This window comes from Methylobacterium sp. E-066 (assembly GCF_022829635.1).
Lineage (GTDB): Bacteria > Pseudomonadota > Alphaproteobacteria > Rhizobiales > Beijerinckiaceae > Methylobacterium.
Genome location: NZ_JAKSYO010000172.1, coordinates 146291 through 161689, shown reverse-complemented (window position 1 = coordinate 161689; position 15399 = coordinate 146291). Strand labels below are relative to the sequence as shown.

At 67.1% G+C, this 15399-nt stretch carries 16 protein-coding genes and 1 tRNA gene; 10 read left to right on the top strand and 7 right to left on the bottom strand.

The annotated features are described in order from the left end of the window. Window positions 1–81 precede the first annotated feature (81 nt). The 3 genes from MKL20_RS24425 to MKL20_RS24415 form a co-directional block, all read right to left on the bottom strand. Entirely contained in the window at window positions 82–1290 is a 1209-nt protein-coding gene (locus MKL20_RS24425; protein ID WP_244038972.1) for a polyhydroxyalkanoate depolymerase, read from the bottom strand. 259 nt (window positions 1291–1549) lie between these two features. Continuing rightward, window positions 1550–1795 carry a hypothetical protein gene (locus MKL20_RS24420; RefSeq protein WP_244038844.1) on the bottom strand — a complete coding sequence of 82 codons (246 nt, stop codon included), beginning with the start codon at window positions 1793–1795 and terminating at the stop codon, window positions 1550–1552. A 162-nt stretch (window positions 1796–1957) separates the two neighbouring features. Continuing rightward, window positions 1958–2167, bottom strand: a complete 210-nt coding sequence (locus tag MKL20_RS24415) for a hypothetical protein (protein ID WP_244038843.1) — start codon at window positions 2165–2167, stop codon at window positions 1958–1960. A 371-nt stretch (window positions 2168–2538) separates the two neighbouring features. Between MKL20_RS24415 and MKL20_RS24410 the strand changes: the two genes are divergently transcribed. The 6 genes from MKL20_RS24410 to MKL20_RS24385 all read left to right on the top strand — a co-directional run bounded on the left by MKL20_RS24410 (window position 2539) and on the right by MKL20_RS24385 (window position 6271). After that, a complete protein-coding gene (locus MKL20_RS24410; RefSeq protein ID WP_243961584.1) occupies window positions 2539–3192 on the top strand; it encodes a Maf-like protein in 654 nt (217 codons plus the stop codon). Further along, a complete protein-coding gene (locus MKL20_RS24405; RefSeq protein WP_243961586.1) occupies window positions 3189–3386 on the top strand; it encodes a DNA gyrase inhibitor YacG in 198 nt (65 codons plus the stop codon). Before MKL20_RS24410 ends, MKL20_RS24405 begins: the two co-directional genes overlap by 4 nt. A gap of 106 nt (window positions 3387–3492) precedes the next feature. Continuing rightward, window positions 3493–3568 (top strand) — tRNA-Phe (locus MKL20_RS24400). Between the two features lie 460 nt (window positions 3569–4028). After that, complete coding sequence (locus MKL20_RS24395) at window positions 4029–5078, top strand: ketopantoate reductase family protein (protein ID WP_244038842.1); 1050 nt, start codon at window positions 4029–4031, stop codon at window positions 5076–5078. Between the two features lie 129 nt (window positions 5079–5207). Continuing rightward, window positions 5208–5423, top strand: coding sequence for a hypothetical protein (locus MKL20_RS24390; RefSeq protein WP_244038841.1), 216 nt, complete (start codon window positions 5208–5210; stop codon window positions 5421–5423). A 230-nt stretch (window positions 5424–5653) separates the two neighbouring features. Continuing rightward, complete coding sequence (locus tag MKL20_RS24385; RefSeq protein ID WP_244038840.1) at window positions 5654–6271, top strand: PAS domain-containing protein; 618 nt, start codon at window positions 5654–5656, stop codon at window positions 6269–6271. A gap of 18 nt (window positions 6272–6289) precedes the next feature. Here the strand turns inward: MKL20_RS24385 and MKL20_RS24380 are convergent, their stop codons facing one another. After that, the gene (locus MKL20_RS24380; protein ID WP_243961649.1) at window positions 6290–7042 is read right to left on the bottom strand and encodes a Crp/Fnr family transcriptional regulator; all 753 of its coding nucleotides are present in this window, start codon (window positions 7040–7042) and stop codon (window positions 6290–6292) included. A gap of 388 nt (window positions 7043–7430) precedes the next feature. Here MKL20_RS24380 and MKL20_RS24375 point away from each other — a divergent pair, with 388 nt between their 5' ends. The 3 genes from MKL20_RS24375 to MKL20_RS24365 all read left to right on the top strand — a co-directional run bounded on the left by MKL20_RS24375 (window position 7431) and on the right by MKL20_RS24365 (window position 11103). Beyond that, window positions 7431–7703, top strand: a complete 273-nt coding sequence (locus MKL20_RS24375) for a hypothetical protein (protein WP_243961600.1) — start codon at window positions 7431–7433, stop codon at window positions 7701–7703. Window positions 7704–8176: 473 nt separating this feature from the next. Then, a complete protein-coding gene (locus tag MKL20_RS24370; RefSeq protein ID WP_244038839.1) occupies window positions 8177–10003 on the top strand; it encodes a methyl-accepting chemotaxis protein in 1827 nt (608 codons plus the stop codon). 110 nt (window positions 10004–10113) lie between these two features. Then, window positions 10114–11103 carry a phosphoribosylaminoimidazolesuccinocarboxamide synthase gene (locus MKL20_RS24365; protein ID WP_244038838.1) on the top strand — a complete coding sequence of 330 codons (990 nt, stop codon included), beginning with the start codon at window positions 10114–10116 and terminating at the stop codon, window positions 11101–11103. A 40-nt stretch (window positions 11104–11143) separates the two neighbouring features. Here the strand turns inward: MKL20_RS24365 and MKL20_RS24360 are convergent, their stop codons facing one another. The 3 genes from MKL20_RS24360 to MKL20_RS24350 form a co-directional block, all read right to left on the bottom strand. Continuing rightward, entirely contained in the window at window positions 11144–11425 is a 282-nt protein-coding gene (locus tag MKL20_RS24360; protein WP_058193308.1) for a DUF2312 domain-containing protein, read from the bottom strand. 55 nt (window positions 11426–11480) lie between these two features. Further along, window positions 11481–12653 (bottom strand): alpha/beta hydrolase, encoded by a 1173-nt coding sequence (locus tag MKL20_RS24355; RefSeq protein ID WP_244038837.1) that lies wholly within the window; start codon window positions 12651–12653, stop codon window positions 11481–11483. A gap of 90 nt (window positions 12654–12743) precedes the next feature. Beyond that, entirely contained in the window at window positions 12744–14108 is a 1365-nt protein-coding gene (locus MKL20_RS24350) for an MFS family transporter (RefSeq protein ID WP_244038836.1), read from the bottom strand. Window positions 14109–14349: 241 nt separating this feature from the next. Here MKL20_RS24350 and MKL20_RS24345 point away from each other — a divergent pair, with 241 nt between their 5' ends. Beyond that, the gene (locus MKL20_RS24345; protein WP_244038835.1) at window positions 14350–15147 is read left to right on the top strand and encodes a DUF1236 domain-containing protein; all 798 of its coding nucleotides are present in this window, start codon (window positions 14350–14352) and stop codon (window positions 15145–15147) included. The last annotated feature ends 252 nt before the right edge of the window (window positions 15148–15399 follow it).

The following is a 15399-nucleotide window of genomic DNA, read 5'->3' as shown; positions in this document are numbered from 1 at the left end:
GGCCCCGACAACCAGAGGCTAGCATGGTGGGCCGCGCCGGTCGGCGGGTCAAATCGGCGCGACCGAGAGGCAAGCGGTCGCTCAGTTATGCGCCTGGATGAAATTCCGCACCTGCGGGTAGATCTGCGTCTCCCAGCGCTTGCCGGCGAAGACGCCGTAATGGCCGACGCCGGCCTGGAGGTGGTGGGTCCGCATGTAGGGGGCGAGCCCGGTACAGAGGTCGTGCGCCGCCATGGTCTGGCCGGGGGCGCAGATGTCGTCGCGCTCGCCCTCGACGGTCATCAGCGCCGTGCGGCGGATCGCCCCCAGATCGATCGGCTCGCCGCAATAGCGCAGCTCGTTCTTGGCGAGGGTGTAGTCCTGGAACACGGTCTTGACCGTCTCCAGGTAGAACTCCGCCGCCAGGTCGAGGACCGCGAAATACTCGTCGTAGAAGGTCTCGATCGCCTCGGCCTTGTCGTCCTCGCCGTTGGCCATGTGCCAGAACAGGTCGGAATGGCCCTGGACGTGGCGCTTGGTGTTCATCGACATGAACGCCGAGACCTGCACGAAGCCCGGATAGACCCTGCGGCCGGCGCCCTTGTGTCGGGCCGGGACCGTGGCGATGAGGTTCTTCTCGAACCACTCGATCGGCTTCGAGGTCGCGAGCTCGTTCACGCCGGTCGGGTTGATCCGGCAATCCACCGGCCCGGCCATCAGGGTCATGCTACGCGGAGCGGCCGCATCCTTCGCCTGGGCCATGACGGCGGCGGCGACCAGCGCCTGCACGGTCGGCTGGCAGACCGCCACCACGTGCGATCCCTCGCCCATGACCTGGAGGAACTGGATCAGGTGCGCGACATACTCGTCGAACCCGAACCGGCCCGCCGACAAGGGGACGTCCCGGGCGTTGTGCCAGTCGGTGATGTAGACGTCGTGATCGGGCAGCATCACGCGCACGGTGGCGCGCAGCAGGGTCGCGAAGTGGCCCGACAACGGCGCGACCAGCAGCACCTTGGGCTGCTCGGTATGGATGTCCTTCTTGAAGTGCAGCAGGGTCCCGAACGGCGTGACCGTCACAGCCTCCTCGCTGACCGGCACGCTCCGGTTGCCGACGGTGACCGATTCGATCCCGTAGGCGGGCCGGGCGAAGGTCAGGCCCGCACGCATCATCATGCGGGCGTTGGCCGACATCCATCGGGCCGGCTCGCTCCAGCGGATCCAGGGCGACCACGCGTCGTTCAACATCCGGCCCCACGCCCGGGTCTGGGCGGCGAGGTCGGTCTGCAGGTCGAACGCATCGTACAGCATCGGGCGGGCACTCGCGGGCGCCCGGCCCGGCACGCGGGCGATCGGGACGGCAAACTTGGGCGGATGCCGGGATGGGAGATGCATCAGCATGGCCGGCGAGCATCGGCCCACCGCCCTAAGGTCGCAACTGTCCAAAAGACTGAGTCCCACAGGAAAGCGAGGGCCGTGGCTTTGATGCACCAACTCTAGACTGTGCCGGCCCGCGGGGCCGGACGGTGCCGTCAGCCAAACATCCGGTTCGGGGAAAGGTCCGTCCGCCTCATGAGGCGCGGCGCATGACCGGGACGGGCTCGGCCTCGGTCCGGCGATGCTCGCAGGCGATCTTGAGGTAGCGATCGCCGCCGCCGGGCAGCCCTGCCTGAGCCGCCATGGTCTGGGCGTGCATCAGGCACTCCATCGGCGAGTGGGCGGGCGCGACGATGATGTCGAGGGCGGTATCGCGGGAGCAATCCTGCGCCAGCAGGGTGCCGGCACAAATCAAGGCAACGGACAGCAATTCGGACATGACGGACCTCGGCTTCGATGGATCGAAAGGTCCGCGGGGTGCTCTTGGCGTCCGAGCCGCCGCGTTGTCGTTGCCTGGGTGGTTCCTCGCCTATTCCTAAATCGCAAAGCATGCGGCGTGCCAGCCGCGACGGATATTGCGAAGCGATTAATCTCGCCGGGCTCAGTCGCGGGTCGAAAGCCACTGGGTCTCCGGCTCGACGGCCGGGAGAAGGGCCGCCACGGCATCGAGATCGACGACGTAGTGGTCGGTCAGCGCCTGCCACATCTCGGCCGAGGATCTGACCTGCGGCCTCAGGCCGTCGAGAGCGCGGGCGAGGAGTGCCGCATTCACGAGCTTCGGGCGTGCCACGAGCGGATCAGCGTTCAGCATCGGAATCGATCCCGTTTCGATACCGGCACTGTCCGCCCGGTTTGGTTAATGCCGCGTTACGGATCTGTGCCAAACCTTTACGTCTTCTTGAGCCGGCGACACAAAGCCTTGCCAGACGGACAATGTCCAATTGGATGGTGGATTTGGCTGTTCTTGGGCCGACAGACTCTTGCCGAGGTGCTCTATCCGCCTCAATAGCTGGGCGATCGCAGGCCTCGACCGGTGCGGGGCGTCCGGTTCACAAGCCGGACCCCATCCCTTATCAGGCGGCAGAGATCGAGACGGTCCCGGCGGAGCGGGGATACGCCGCGCCCCGCGCGCGATCATCCGCATTGCGGGGCGGGCTCGGCCGAACGTGCGAGCGGAACACCATGGACGCCACACCTGAAGCGATCGGCCCGGCGCAGGGGCCGGCCACCCGGTTCGTGCTCGCCTCCGGCTCGCCGCGCCGCCTGGCGCTGCTGCAGCAGATCGGCATCGAGCCGGATTCGCTGCTGCCCGCCGACATCGACGAGACGCCGCGCAAGGCCGAACCGCCGCGCGACTTGGCCCGGCGCCTCGCCCGCACCAAGCTCGCCGCCGCGGAGGCCGCGCTGCATCACCAGGACCGGACGATCCCGACCTGGCTGCTCGCCGCCGACACGGTGGTGGCGGTCGGCCGCCGTGTCCTGCCGAAGGCCGAGGGGCCGGACGAGGCAGCCGATTGCCTGCGCCTCCTCTCCGGACGGCCGCACCGGGTCTTCACCGCGATTTGCCTGCTGTCGCCGAACGGACGGCGGGAGCGGATCGTCGAGACCCGCGTGCGGTTCAAGCGCCTCTCCGGCCGCGACATCCAGGGCTATCTCGCCTCGGGCGAATGGCGCGGGAAGGCGGGCGGCTACGCGATCCAGGGCCTGGCCGGCGCCTTCGTGGTGAAGCTCGTCGGCTCGTACAGCGCCGTGGTCGGCCTGCCCCTATACGAGACCCTGAGCCTGCTCGACGGCGAGGGCTATCCGGTCCGGGCCGCCTGGGGCAGCCTCGCATGATCGAGTTGCCCATTCTCCGAGAGCGCCGCCCGGCCTGCCCGATCTGCCGGCGGCCCGAGGCCGACGACTTCCGGCCGTTCTGTTCGCAGCGCTGCGCCGATGTCGATCTCGGCCGCTGGCTGAACGAGCGCTACGCGATTCCGGAGGAACTCGATCCAGACGCGCCGCCCCCGGAGCCGGATCAGGAGCGCTGAAATTTTTCCGCCGTCTTCGTCACGTCGATGTCACGGCAAGGCTGGACAGGCCCCAGACTCCTGACTATACCCCGCGGCGTCCGAGGCCCACAGCGGCGCGGGCGACGCCCAGGTAGCTCAGTTGGTAGAGCATGCGACTGAAAATCGCAGTGTCGGTGGTTCGATTCCGCCCCTGGGCACCATCATCCCGCTGAGCGGTGGATGGTGCTGAAGTAAAACTCCCCCGCGAGATTGACACGCCCAGGCGCGGAGAGCGGACGTTTTGCGTCCTGCTCGATCCGGCGCTTCGTACGGTGTGCCGTCCGGGCGAGTTGTATCTTAGATCATCCCTTCGAGGCTGACGGCTCGATCGTGCATCGCCGGGTCATTGCAACAACCTGGCTCCGGAAGCCTCACGCCTGACAGCCGGTAACGGGTCACGCCCGTAAGCCGCCCGGTCGGGGCAAAGCGATCGATCACCGAACAAAAATCCAACTCACCGGAGCGGTCAAATTTTTTGGTATGCCAGGCGAGTGGCATCCCAGGACAAGCTTCGCTACGCTGCCGAACACACGGCCGGCGCCGCCATGCGGAAAGCCTGAACCCGTACGCCATACGGGTTCGCCGCAGGACAAGACGAAGACGGACCTTGGGAGTCGAAGCATGCCCCGCAACATCCTGATCCTGGGGGCCTCGTACGGCTCCCTGCTGGCGACCAAGCTCCTGATGGCCGGGCACGACGTGACCCTGGTCTGCCGCCGGAAGACCGCGGACCTGATCAACCAGGAGGGGACCGAAGTCCGCATCAAGCTGCGGGACGAGCCGAACCATCGCGCCATCCTGTCGCGCGACCTGCCCGGCACCCTAGACGCCGCGCCGCCGGAGGATATCGACCCGTCGCGCTACGATCTGGTCGGCCTCGCAATGCAGGAGCCGCAGTACAACAACCACACGATCCGGGTGCTGATGATCAAGATCGCGGCGGCGAAGCTGCCGTGCCTGTCGATCATGAACATGCCGCCGCTCTCGTATCTCAAGCGGATCCCGGCCCTGGCCGCGATGGACCTCGAGGACGCCTACACCAATGCCGGCGTCTGGGACCGGTTCGAGCCTGGGCTGGTCTCCCTGTGTTCCCCGGATCCCCAGGCGTTCCGTCCGCCGGACGAGGGGGCGAACGTGCTCCATGTCGGCCTGCCGACCAACTTCAAGGCCGCGACCTTCGCGGACGAGGCGCATAACCGGCTGCTGCGCGAGCTGGAGGCCGACATCGACGCCGTGCGCCTCGATGGCCAGGACGTGCCGGTGAAGCTCAAGGTGTTCGATTCGCTGTTCGTCCCGCTGGCGAAATGGTCGATGCTGCTCACCGGCAATTACCGGTGCATCACGCCGCAGGAGCCGCAATCGATCCGCGACGCCGTGCATGGCGATCTCGCCAAGTCCCGGGCCATCTACGAGCATGTGGATGGCATCGCCCGGAGCCTGGGCGCCGATCCGCAGGATCAGGTGCCCTTCGAGAAATACGCCAAGGCTGCCGAGAGCCTGCTCAAGCCGTCCTCGGCCGCCCGGGCGGTTGCGAACGGCACACCGTTCATCGAGCGCGTCGACCTGCTGGTGAAGCTGATCTCGCACCAGCTCGGAACTCCGGACGCCGAGATCGACCGCACGGTCCAGATCGTCGACCGCAAGCTCGACGAGCGGGTGATCGAGGGCTGAACGGCCGCCGTGCGGTTTGCCGATCGTGTCCCACGCGGCCCACCCGGGAATAGTTTGCCGGATACGGTTGTGGCCGGCCCCCGGCACGGGTAGATGCGCCCGCTCGGAAGTGGGAGCCGGGGCACATGGATGGGCGATGACGTGGCCGCTCTCCTCCTGGCCCTGGCCACCGAGAATGCCGAGCTGCGCGCGCAATTGGCCGCCGCCCAGGACATGCTGATGGAAACGGCGATCGATGCCGGCCATCTGCACGCCCGGATCGAGGCGGTTCAGGCCGAGCGCGATTCCTGGCGAGCGGAGGCGGAGCGTCTGGCCCGGCCGAGCACTGGGACCGGCGCACGGTGACGGCGATAGCCTCTCGATCATCGCGAAACCTGTCCGGCAGACGCGGCGTAGAACCTTCCGGCGCGTCGGCGCCGGTATGGGACCGGAGGTCGGTCCTCACGTCGGCGAGGCCGGGCAGGCGCCACGCGTCACAATCACGCAAAAGTTGCGGTGAGATGCATATATTCTTCTTGAAGTTGTGACGTGATGGCCTAAACCCGGTTCGATTCCGGTCCGGAACCAGACCCTGCATGCCAAAACCGAAGTTCTCCGAATACCGGACTTGTGCGGCGGCGTTTCAAGGCGCGCTCGACGCCCTGGATGTGATCGGCACTTGGTCGTGGGATGCCGCCTCGGATAGCATCCAGGCCGACCTGTTCGTGGCGCTGCTGTTCAACGTCGATCCAGAGGAGGCCGAGGCGGGCCTGCCCCTCGACGCTTTCCTCGCCAGCATCCACCCGGAGGATCGAGACCGGGTCCAGGCGCATATCCGCAGGGGCGGCCGCGATAGCGGGCTCTACGTCATCGAGTATCGGGTCTGCTCGGCCGACGGCATCACCCGCTGGGTGCTGGGCCGGGGCCGCTTCCTGCACAACCACAGAGGGCAGCCGGTCAGCGGCCGCGGGATCATCGTCGACATCACCGACGTGCGGATGGGCGAGGCCACGATGGGCGCCGTCGAGACGACCGAATTTCATGAGCCCGAGCCGCCGCTGGAGCGCGCCGCCGACTTCGCCATGGCGGCGCATCGGGCGATCTGCGAGTTGCAGGACCCGGCCCTCAAGGCCCGGGCGGAAGCGCTCCTGCTTGATCTCGGTCGCAAGCTCGCCGAGCAGGAGTGGCGCATGCGCCGGACGCAGATGAACTGAGTCCGGCTTCGGCGGGATTCAGGCCGGGTCCGGTTCGGTGAGGTGCAGGTAGGCCGGGTCGAACTCGGCCGCCGCCTTCAACCCGTCCCAGTCGTGGACGATCAGGCGCCGGCTGCGAAGCGTGATCAATCCGGCTTCCTTCAGGTCGCGGATCGTGCGGTTGACGTGGACCGGCGTGATCCCGAGGGCATCCGCCAGCTCAGGCTGGATCATCGGCATCTCGCAGCTCCGATCCGGGGCGAGGCCGACGACGCCCAGGCGCGTCACCAGCTCGCAAAACAGATGGGCCATGCGAGCATAGGCATCCCGCCGGCCGGTGTTGAGCATCCACTCGCGAACTATGGCGGCGTCGATCAGCGTCGCGCGCCACAGGACGTCGCCCAACCGTGGAAACGCACGCAGCAATGCTCGCACCGCATCGTGCTGGACGAAGCCGATCCGACACGGGCCGACCGTGCCGATGCTGATGTCGAGGACCTTAAGATGCAGGCTCTGGATGTCGGGTATGTCGCCGGCGACGTGGTAGGCCATGACCTGCCGCTTGCCGCCCAGCGTCGTCTTGTAGGTGCAGGCGATCCCTTCGAACAACGCGAAGCAGCGTGCGGGACGATCGCCCTCGCGCACGATGTCCTGATACGCCTCGAACTGCACCATCTGCAGGGGCAGGGCGAGAAGCGCCGCCCGTTCGTCGTCCGTGAGTGTGAAGAGGGCGATGCTTTCGATTTTGCGGACGAACGGATGCTTGTCGGTTTGGTGAAGAGTACCCGTCATCGCGCCTCCGCCGACCGGCGAGCACCCCGGGCCTCGCCGCCATCGGCGCTCAAGGTCTGCGCCGATCCCGCCACCCCATAGCAGCCACACTTCACCTCTGCCACAGTCGAGTGACTGATACTCACCGGAAAGTACCGTATAATAACGTACAGTATTGATGGAAGGCATAAATACTTGTGCTGATCGGACGAAAGTATCAGATGACCTCAAGGAACGTAGAGTTTCCCAGGCATCGATCAAGTCGTATCGGACGGCATGGCGTCCCCGGGTACGGCCGAATCCCGCGATGCCAAGATCACCGTGTGTCGGGGCCATTTGCCGGTCGGATTGATGCTTCGCTTCGCCGTCGAGGTGGCTGAAGGCACGTTCTTAGGCTCGATCCCGTGAGGTGCGAAGGTCCGATCGGGCGCGTCGCCTTTGGGAAAAGGCGGGTGATCTGTCGAGGGCGCGCCATGACGGCAGCATCCTGAAAGATCCGGCACCGGTCTCCGAAAAAGACGGTGCTGCCGGACAGGACGATTCGCGCGACGGGTCTGAGTTCGGAGCGTTCGCTCGTTCCAAGGCACCGACCGACAGTCGATTCACGCGCGTCAGTCTTTATAGCCAGCTATTCATTTACATCGACGACCCGGTCAATGATCTAATGCGCGAGATTGAATAATTTTGCTATATTTTTAGATCAAGTCGTCTATTTGGAATAACATGATATCTCAGAAAATTTCAAGTCCGTGATGTAATAAATCATTCCTCTTTCATACTAATTTTGAGAAACTTGCTCGTCAATTTTGAATTATTTCCTGTGTTATATGAACGTTCTAAATGTTATGGAATTGCCATTGCCGCATGTCGAACACTTTTGTTGAGTGGGAGGGTGTTGTGAAGATATCGACATTGATTATTCTATTTACGACGTCAATCAGCGCCGTGTGCTTGGCCGTCACCGGTCAGGTGATAGTGAGAGAAGACCGTGATTATCAGAGTAGTGTCGATGCCCGCATCGGCGTTTCGACATCTCGGACGATTCTCGCAGCATCGACGCGGATTTCGCAGGAGCGTGGGCCGACCAACGCGGCTCTGGGGAGCGAGCGGCCCCTGTCGAGCGCGACCGAGCAGGCTCTTACCGAAATCCGCGGCTTGAGCGACGCGGCTTTGCGCGACGCGACAGCCGTCACGTCCGCATTGCCGGCGCAGTGGAAAGTCCAGGCGTCCGATGCCGTGGCGGACGCCACGCGTCTCCTCGCTGCAGCGCGCCGGCGTGTCGATGCCCTGACGGGCCAGCCCCTGGCGCAGCGGCGTCCGGATGAGGTGGCCGGCGTGGTGGACGCCCTGATCGCCGTTCCCCCCACCCTGGATTCCGCTCTGAACGCCGTGGACGAGATGGCGGTGACGGCCGATTCACGTCTGGGCTCCTGGCTGACGATGACGCGGACCGCCACCGAACTGCGCGATGTCGCCGGTCAGATCGGCTCGGTGTTCACGCCGGCATTGGTCGGCAAGCGGGCGATGACCATCGGGGAGATCGGCCAGTACAACCGCCTGAGCGGGCAGGTCGACGCCCAGATCCGGCAGATGCTCCTGGCGCGGGGCAAGATCGGCGAGGATGCGCGGGTCGACGAGTTCCTGAGGACGCTCCAGGCCAAGTACGTCGAGGGCGGCCGGCGGCTCGCGGCCGGGATCGTCGAGCAGAGCCTCGCCGGGCGCCCCTCCGACCTCTCGGTCCAGGACTTCGGGGGGCAGTATGTGCCGGCGATGCGGTCGATCATCGAATTGCGGGAGCGCCTGTTCGACCTGGTTTCCGATCAGATCGAGCGGCGGATCGAGGCGGCGCGGATCCGCCTGTACGTCTACCTGCTGTGCGGTCTCGCCGTGATCGCGACCTGTGCCGGTGTGATCGTCCTGTGCATCCGCAAGGTGTCGCTCCCGATCCGCCGGATGGCGCAGGTGATGAGCCGGATTTCCAACGGCGACACCGAGATCCGCGTCCCCGACACGGAGACGAAGAACGAGATCGGTGCGATGGCCGCGGCCGTGCAGGTGTTCAAGGACAACCTGATCCGCACCCGCGCCTTGGAGGCCGAGGCCGCAGAGGCGCGGGCTGCCGCCGAGGAGCAGCGCAAGGCCGGCATGCGCCAGATGGCCGAGGCCTTCGAGCATGCGGTCGGCGGCATCATCGGCATGGTCTCGTCCTCGGCCACCGAGCTGCAGGCCACCGCCGGCGCGATGTCGGCCATGGCCGACCAGACCTCGGCCCAATCCGGCGCCGCGGCCTCCGCAGCCGACGAGGCGGCCAGCAACGTCAATACCGTGGCGGCTGCCGCCGAAGAGCTGGGCTCGTCGGTCCAGGAGATCGGGCGGCAGGTGGACGACTCGGCCAAGCTCGCAAACAATGCCGTCGACGAGGCCGGGCAGACGGCGATCTTCGTGCAGGCGTTGAGCGAGGCTGCGGGCCGGATCGGCGATGTGGTGCAGCTGATCTCGGACATCGCCGGCCAGACCAATTTGCTGGCTTTGAACGCGACGATCGAAGCGGCTCGCGCCGGGGAAGCGGGGAGGGGCTTCGCGGTGGTCGCCTCCGAGGTGAAAGCCCTCGCCGAGCAGACCGCCAGGGCGACCGAAGAAATCGGTCAGCAGATCGGCCAGATCCAGGGCGTGACCGGCCAGGCCGTCTCGGCCATCGGCGCGATCACGGCACGGATCCGGGAAATCAGCGGTGTGGCGACGTCGATCGCCGAGGCGGTCGAAGAGCAGGGTGCGGCGACTCAGGAGATCGCCCGCAACGTCGCCCAGGCGGCGCAGGGCACCGGTACGGTGACCAGCAACATTGCCGGCGTGGCTGGCGCCGCCGAGGAAACCGGCGCCGCGGCGGCCCAGGTTCTGGACGCGGCCACGGAGCTGTCGCGCCAGTCCGAGCACCTCACCGCCGAGGTCGCACGCTTCCTGCACACTGTCCGTGCGGCCTGACCGATCGGCCCGGAGCGCTCCGGCCCCGGGGAAGGGACTGGAAATCTCCGGCCCGTCCGCGCACACACGCGATGCGGCGCGGTCGCCGTGCAGCCTGACGGAACGGTCCGATGAACACGGCAGATCTCGCCCCGCACGCCCTTCAGGTCCTGCGCGAGGCGACCCTGCCCGAGTTGCCGAACCATTACCGCGGCAAGGTCAGGGACAATTACGACCTGCCGGACGGGCGGCGCATCCTGATCACCTCGGACCGGATCAGCGCCTTCGACCGGGCGCTCGCCGCGATCCCGTTCAAGGGTCAGGTGCTGACGCAGACCGCGCGCTACTGGTTCGAGCGCACCGCCGATCTCTGCCCGAACCACGTGCTCGCCTATCCGGACCCGAACGTCGTGGTCGGACGCCGCCTGGAGATTCTACCGGTGGAGGTGGTGGTGCGCGGCTATCTCGCGGGCACGACCTCGACCTCCGTGCTGACGCGCTACCGGGCCGGCGAGCGGGAGATGTACGGGCATCGCTTCCCGGACGGCATGCGGCCGAACGAGCGCCTGGAGAAGCCCATCATCACGCCCACCACCAAGGCGTTCGACGGGGGCCACGACGAGCCGCTGACGGAAGCCGGGATCCTGGAGGGCAACCTGCTCAGTCCGGAGCAGTGGCGGACCGTCTCAGAGGCCGCTTTGGCGCTGTTCGCCCGCGGGCAGAACCTGGCGGCCGAGCGTGGGCTGATCCTGGCCGACACGAAATACGAATTCGGCACGGACGCGGAGGGCCGTATCGTTCTCGCCGACGAAATCCACACGCCGGACAGCAGCCGGTACTGGTTCGCCGCGAGCTATCCCGAGCGTTTCGCCGCGGGTTCCGCCCCGGAGAGCTTCGACAAGGACTTCGTGCGCAATTGGGTTGTCGCCCGCTGCGATCCCTACAAGGACCCGATCCCCGAGATTCCGGCGGAGGTCGTCCTGGAGACGGCCGCGGTCTACATCCGCGCCTACGAGACGATCACCGGAGCGCGTTTCGCGCTGCCCGACCCGAGCGAAGTGCCGCTCGATCGCATCCGGCGCAACCTCGCCGCCTATCTGGCGGCCGAGCCGATCCGCTGAGGGCGGGACGGCGCGCAGGGCGCCGTCCCCTCCCATCCCGTCAGGCGGCCGCCTTGATCGGGGCCGGGGCGGGCGCGTCCATGGCCCGCAGGTAGACGTCGAGCAGCGTCTCGTGCTCGTCGCGCTCGTCCTTGTCCTGCTTGCGGATCTTCAGGATCTCCTTGAGGATCTTGACGTCCAGGCCTTCGCCCTTGGCCTCGGCGAAGACCTCCTTCTTCGCCTCCATCAGGTCCTTGATCTCCTCCTCCAGCCGTTCCACGCGCTCGATGATCGAGCGGATGCGGTCGCCCGCGACGCCCACGGTGTCGGTCATGTCGGTCATGCAAAGCCTCGTCGTATGACGGGCCGTACCCTCGCGGCAGAGGGTAAGCAGGGGGTTAAGGCCGGGGTGCGCCGGCGCCTATCCGCGTCGCGATCCACCCGACGATCGCGTCGGCCACCTGATCGCTGTTCGATTCCAGCATCATCATGTGGCCGTTGCCGTGGATGCCCTGCTCGGCGAGGGCCAGCCGGTCCGGCTTGGCTCCGGCCTGGGTGAGGAAGGCGGCGGTACAATCGTCCATGGTCGCCCGGAACGAGGCTTCCGCAGTCACGATCACGGCCGGCACCTTGGCGAGGTTCGGCAGGGTGCGGGCGGGCTCCGCCTGTAGCCAGCAGCGGATCTGGTCCGGAGCAGCCGGGCGCTCGGCCTGGACCACAGTCAGGTCCGTCGGGCCGCTGACCGGCGGCTCGAAATGCAGCGGCACTCGGGTGATCCCGTAGGGGCGGGCCCGGGCGTCACCGACCCGCTCGTACCAATCGGTGCCGCCCTTGAACCGGATGTCGAAGAAGGTCGGCCCGTTCGGCTCGACGGCGACATGCGCCTTCACGAGGTCCGGCCGCTGGTCCGAGACCGCCCAGCCGAACACGCCGGCCTGCGAGTGGGTCAGCACGATCGCCGGCCCGATCTTCTCGAGCAGCGCGATCAGCGCCGGATCGACCAGCTCCTCGCTCCTCAGGGCGCTCGCGATGTAGGGCACCTGCGAGCGGTAGAACTGATCGAAGGCGGCATTGCCGCGCAGACCCGCTCCGCCGGGCCATTGGGTATGGAGCTTCGCCTGCGGGTAGAGTTCGGACCGCTCCTGCCCGGTGAACACCGTCTCCAGATCCTCCGCCGGCAAGCGCGCGTAGGGTCCGTATGTCTCCGCGTCGCCGCCCGAGCGGCCGCGCCCGACCTGATCGACCACGTAGACCGCAAACCCCTTGGCGGCGAAGCGGTCCGCCCAGCCGGGCCGTCCGTCGGGCGTGCCCAGGAAGTTGGTCCCGGTTTGCGCCGTGCCGTGAACCATCACGACCGGATAGGGCTGCGTGACCCGCTCCGGCGCGCGGTATGCGACGAACATCTGCCCGAGGGCGGTGGTCCGGCCGTTCGCCGTCTCGTAGCGGCCGCCGACGAAGAAGTAGCCGGAGGGCTGCGTCGGCTTGAACGGCCCGGACTCGTCGGCCTGGGTGCGTTGGGCGGCGCCGAGATAGAGCAGCGCCAGGGCGCCTGCGGCGGCACGGTTGAGCATGGTAGCCTCCCGCCGATGTCTCACGTGACCGGCGGGAGGCCGGTCATCGGAAAAGGCCCGGCCGCATTCCGAGCGGCCGGGCCACCGCGGTCAGGCGTGGGCGAAGCGGCGCTTTTTGCCCAGCGCCTCTTCCACCGTGCCGGCGCCGTCGAGGTAGCCGTGCACCTTCGGGTTCGGCATGATCAGCGAGCCCACGAAGGCCACCGCCATCAGCACGGTCACGTACCAGAAGAACGTGCTCTCCATGCCGTTGTCCTTGAACCACAGGGCGACGAACTCGGCGGTGCCGCCGAACATGGCGTTGGCCAGGGCGTATGACAGGCCGACCCCCAGCGCCCGCACGTTGGTCGGGAACAGCTCGGCTTTCACGATGCCACTGATACCGGTGTAGAACGACACCACCGAGAGGCCGAGCGTGATCAGCGCGAAGGCCAGGTAGGGATCCTTGTTGGTCCCCAAAGCCGTCATCAGCGGCACCACCATGAGTGTGCCGAGACCGCTATAGAGCAGCATGTTCGCCTTGCGGCCGATCTTGTCGGACAGCGCGCCGAACAGCGGCTGGATCGCCATGTAGACGAACAGCACGACGGTCATCACCTGCGACGCCGACGTCTTCGGCATGCCGGCGGTGTTGACCAGATACTTCTGCATGTAGGTCGTGAACGTGTAGAAGCTCAAGGACCCGCCGGCCGTGTAGGCCAGGACGACGCAGAACGCCCGCCAATGCTTGAACAGCTCGGCGAAGGTGCCGGCGGTCTCCTTGTCGCCGGCTTCCTTGGTCTCGGCGAGCGAGCGCCGGAGATAGAGCGCCACCACCGCCAGCCCGGCGCCGATGAAGAACGGGATGCGCCAGCCCCAGGCGGTCAGCTCGGACGCGGTCATCACGGTCTGGAGCAGCACCAGCACCAGCGAGGCGAGCAACTGCCCGCCGATCAGCGTGACGTACTGGAACGAGGCGAAGAACCCACGCTTCCCCTTGATCGCCACCTCGCTCATGTAGGTCGCCGAGGTACCGTACTCGCCACCCACCGACAGGCCCTGGAGCATGCGCGCGAGCAGAAGCAACACGGGCGCGAGCGTGCCGACATGCTCGTAGGTCGGCAGGATGCCGATCAGCAGCGATCCGAAGCACATCATCAGCACCGAGACGACCATTGAGGTCCGGCGCCCGACCCGGTCGGCGATGCGGCCGAACAGCCAGCCGCCCACGGGCCGCATGAAGAAGCCGACCGCGAAGATGCCGGCGGTCTGGAGGAGCTGGCTGGTGGAATCGCCCTTCGGGAAGAAGGCGGGCGCGAAGTAGAGCGCGAAGAACGCGTAGCAGTAGAAGTCGTACCACTCGACCAGATTGCCCGAGGATGAGCCGACGATCGCCCAGATGCGACGGCGGCGGTCCGCGGCGTCGTCGGCGGCGCTCGGCGCGATACCGATCGTATCGTCCCTCAAGGCGGACATGGCGTCTCCGTCTCACGGCTCATCGGCCGGTAACAAGCCGGCCTATTCTTCGATAAGCGCGACGTTACAGGCGACGATCGTGATCGCAAGTCCGTGATCGGACTTTGACCGGGACAGTCGCTGCCTGTGTCACTTCTCACAGGCCCCTATGGCAGGGCGGGACGGAACGGTTTCGCACGGGACCCCGTTGCGGCCCGGCATGGGTGCCGTGGGCGCCTCAACCACAACGGGACGAAATGCCATGACGCGGATCTTCAGGGACACGGTGGCGGTCGCCATTCTCATCGCCGGCGCGGCGACGGCCTTCGCGCAGGGTGGTCCAGGCGGAGGTGGCGGTCCGGGCGCCGGCGGCCCCGGCGGCGGTGCCGGCCCGGCGGCGGGCGGCGGCGCGGGACCGGGCGGAGCCGGCGGTGGTGGCATGCGCGGGGGTGCCGGCGGAGCCGAGGGCGGCGGGATGCGCGGTGGTGGCGCCGAAGGCGGTGCGCGCGGCGCCGAGCCCGGCGGTCCGGCCTCACGCGGGGCCGAGGGGCCTGGCCGGCCCGGACCGGCCGGCGGTCCTCCCGGCGAGCGCAACGGCGCTGCCGACAGGAACGGGCCGGGCGGCAATCCCGGTGCCGGCGAGCGGGGCGGGCGCGACGGCGGCCCGGCCGAGCAGCGCGGCGGTCGCGACGAGACCGGCCCCGGCCAGCGCGGCGATCGCGGCGCGGCGGGTGATCGGGGCGATCGGGGTGGTCGCGACGGTGCCCGGCGCGCCCGCGGCGGCGGTTCGGCCCGCGGCGCGGTCAACCGGCTCGACACCCGCCAGCGCACCGAGTTCCGCGGTTCGATCACCCGGCTCGGCGTCTCGCCGCTTCGTGACGTGGCGTTCGGGCTCGCGGTCGGTACGGCCATCCCGCGCTCCGTCAGCCTGCACCGGCTGCCGCCCGCGATCGTCGAGATCGTGCCGGAATACGAGGGCTACGATTTCATCCTCGTGCGCGACGACATCGTGATCATCGATCCCGACACCTACGAGATCGTGGACGTAATCCCGGCATAAGGCACGCGTCGGCCATCTGGCCGCTCACGCAAGGGTCAACACATCAAATGCCCGATCGCCAGGATGTAGAACGCCTGGCGATCGGGCATTTTTGCGAGACCTACGAAGAAGGATCTGACAACCTGACCGATGTGAGGCGGCCTGTTGAAAGAAACGTGAAAGATCCGGGAGGTTAAAAGAACGAACGGCACAGCTGATGCGTCTGCATCGAGCGCTGTCACGATTGGGCGGACGATCCAACGTCGAGTGCCT

Bases quoted from the DNA above. Each gene is read 5' to 3' on its own strand.
- MKL20_RS24415 (WP_244038843.1), bottom strand. From the start codon at position 2,167: ATGCTGAACGCTGATCCGCTCGTGGCACGCCCGAAGCTCGTGAATGCG.
- MKL20_RS24395 (WP_244038842.1), top strand. From the start codon at position 4,029: ATGCCCCGCAACATCCTGATCCTGGGGGCCTCGTACGGCTCCCTGCTG.
- MKL20_RS24360 (WP_058193308.1), bottom strand. From the start codon at position 11,425: ATGACCGACATGACCGACACCGTGGGCGTCGCGGGCGACCGCATCCGC.
- MKL20_RS24405 (WP_243961586.1), top strand. From the start codon at position 3,189: ATGATCGAGTTGCCCATTCTCCGAGAGCGCCGCCCGGCCTGCCCGATC.
- MKL20_RS24380 (WP_243961649.1), bottom strand. From the start codon at position 7,042: ATGACGGGTACTCTTCACCAAACCGACAAGCATCCGTTCGTCCGCAAA.
- MKL20_RS24355 (WP_244038837.1), bottom strand. From the start codon at position 12,653: ATGCTCAACCGTGCCGCCGCAGGCGCCCTGGCGCTGCTCTATCTCGGC.
- MKL20_RS24365 (WP_244038838.1), top strand. From the start codon at position 10,114: ATGAACACGGCAGATCTCGCCCCGCACGCCCTTCAGGTCCTGCGCGAG.
- MKL20_RS24420 (WP_244038844.1), bottom strand. From the start codon at position 1,795: ATGTCCGAATTGCTGTCCGTTGCCTTGATTTGTGCCGGCACCCTGCTG.
- MKL20_RS24385 (WP_244038840.1), top strand. From the start codon at position 5,654: ATGCCAAAACCGAAGTTCTCCGAATACCGGACTTGTGCGGCGGCGTTT.
- MKL20_RS24425 (WP_244038972.1), bottom strand. From the start codon at position 1,290: ATGCTGTACGATGCGTTCGACCTGCAGACCGACCTCGCCGCCCAGACC.
- MKL20_RS24390 (WP_244038841.1), top strand. From the start codon at position 5,208: ATGGGCGATGACGTGGCCGCTCTCCTCCTGGCCCTGGCCACCGAGAAT.
- MKL20_RS24410 (WP_243961584.1), top strand. From the start codon at position 2,539: ATGGACGCCACACCTGAAGCGATCGGCCCGGCGCAGGGGCCGGCCACC.
- MKL20_RS24345 (WP_244038835.1), top strand. From the start codon at position 14,350: ATGACGCGGATCTTCAGGGACACGGTGGCGGTCGCCATTCTCATCGCC.
- MKL20_RS24350 (WP_244038836.1), bottom strand. From the start codon at position 14,108: ATGTCCGCCTTGAGGGACGATACGATCGGTATCGCGCCGAGCGCCGCC.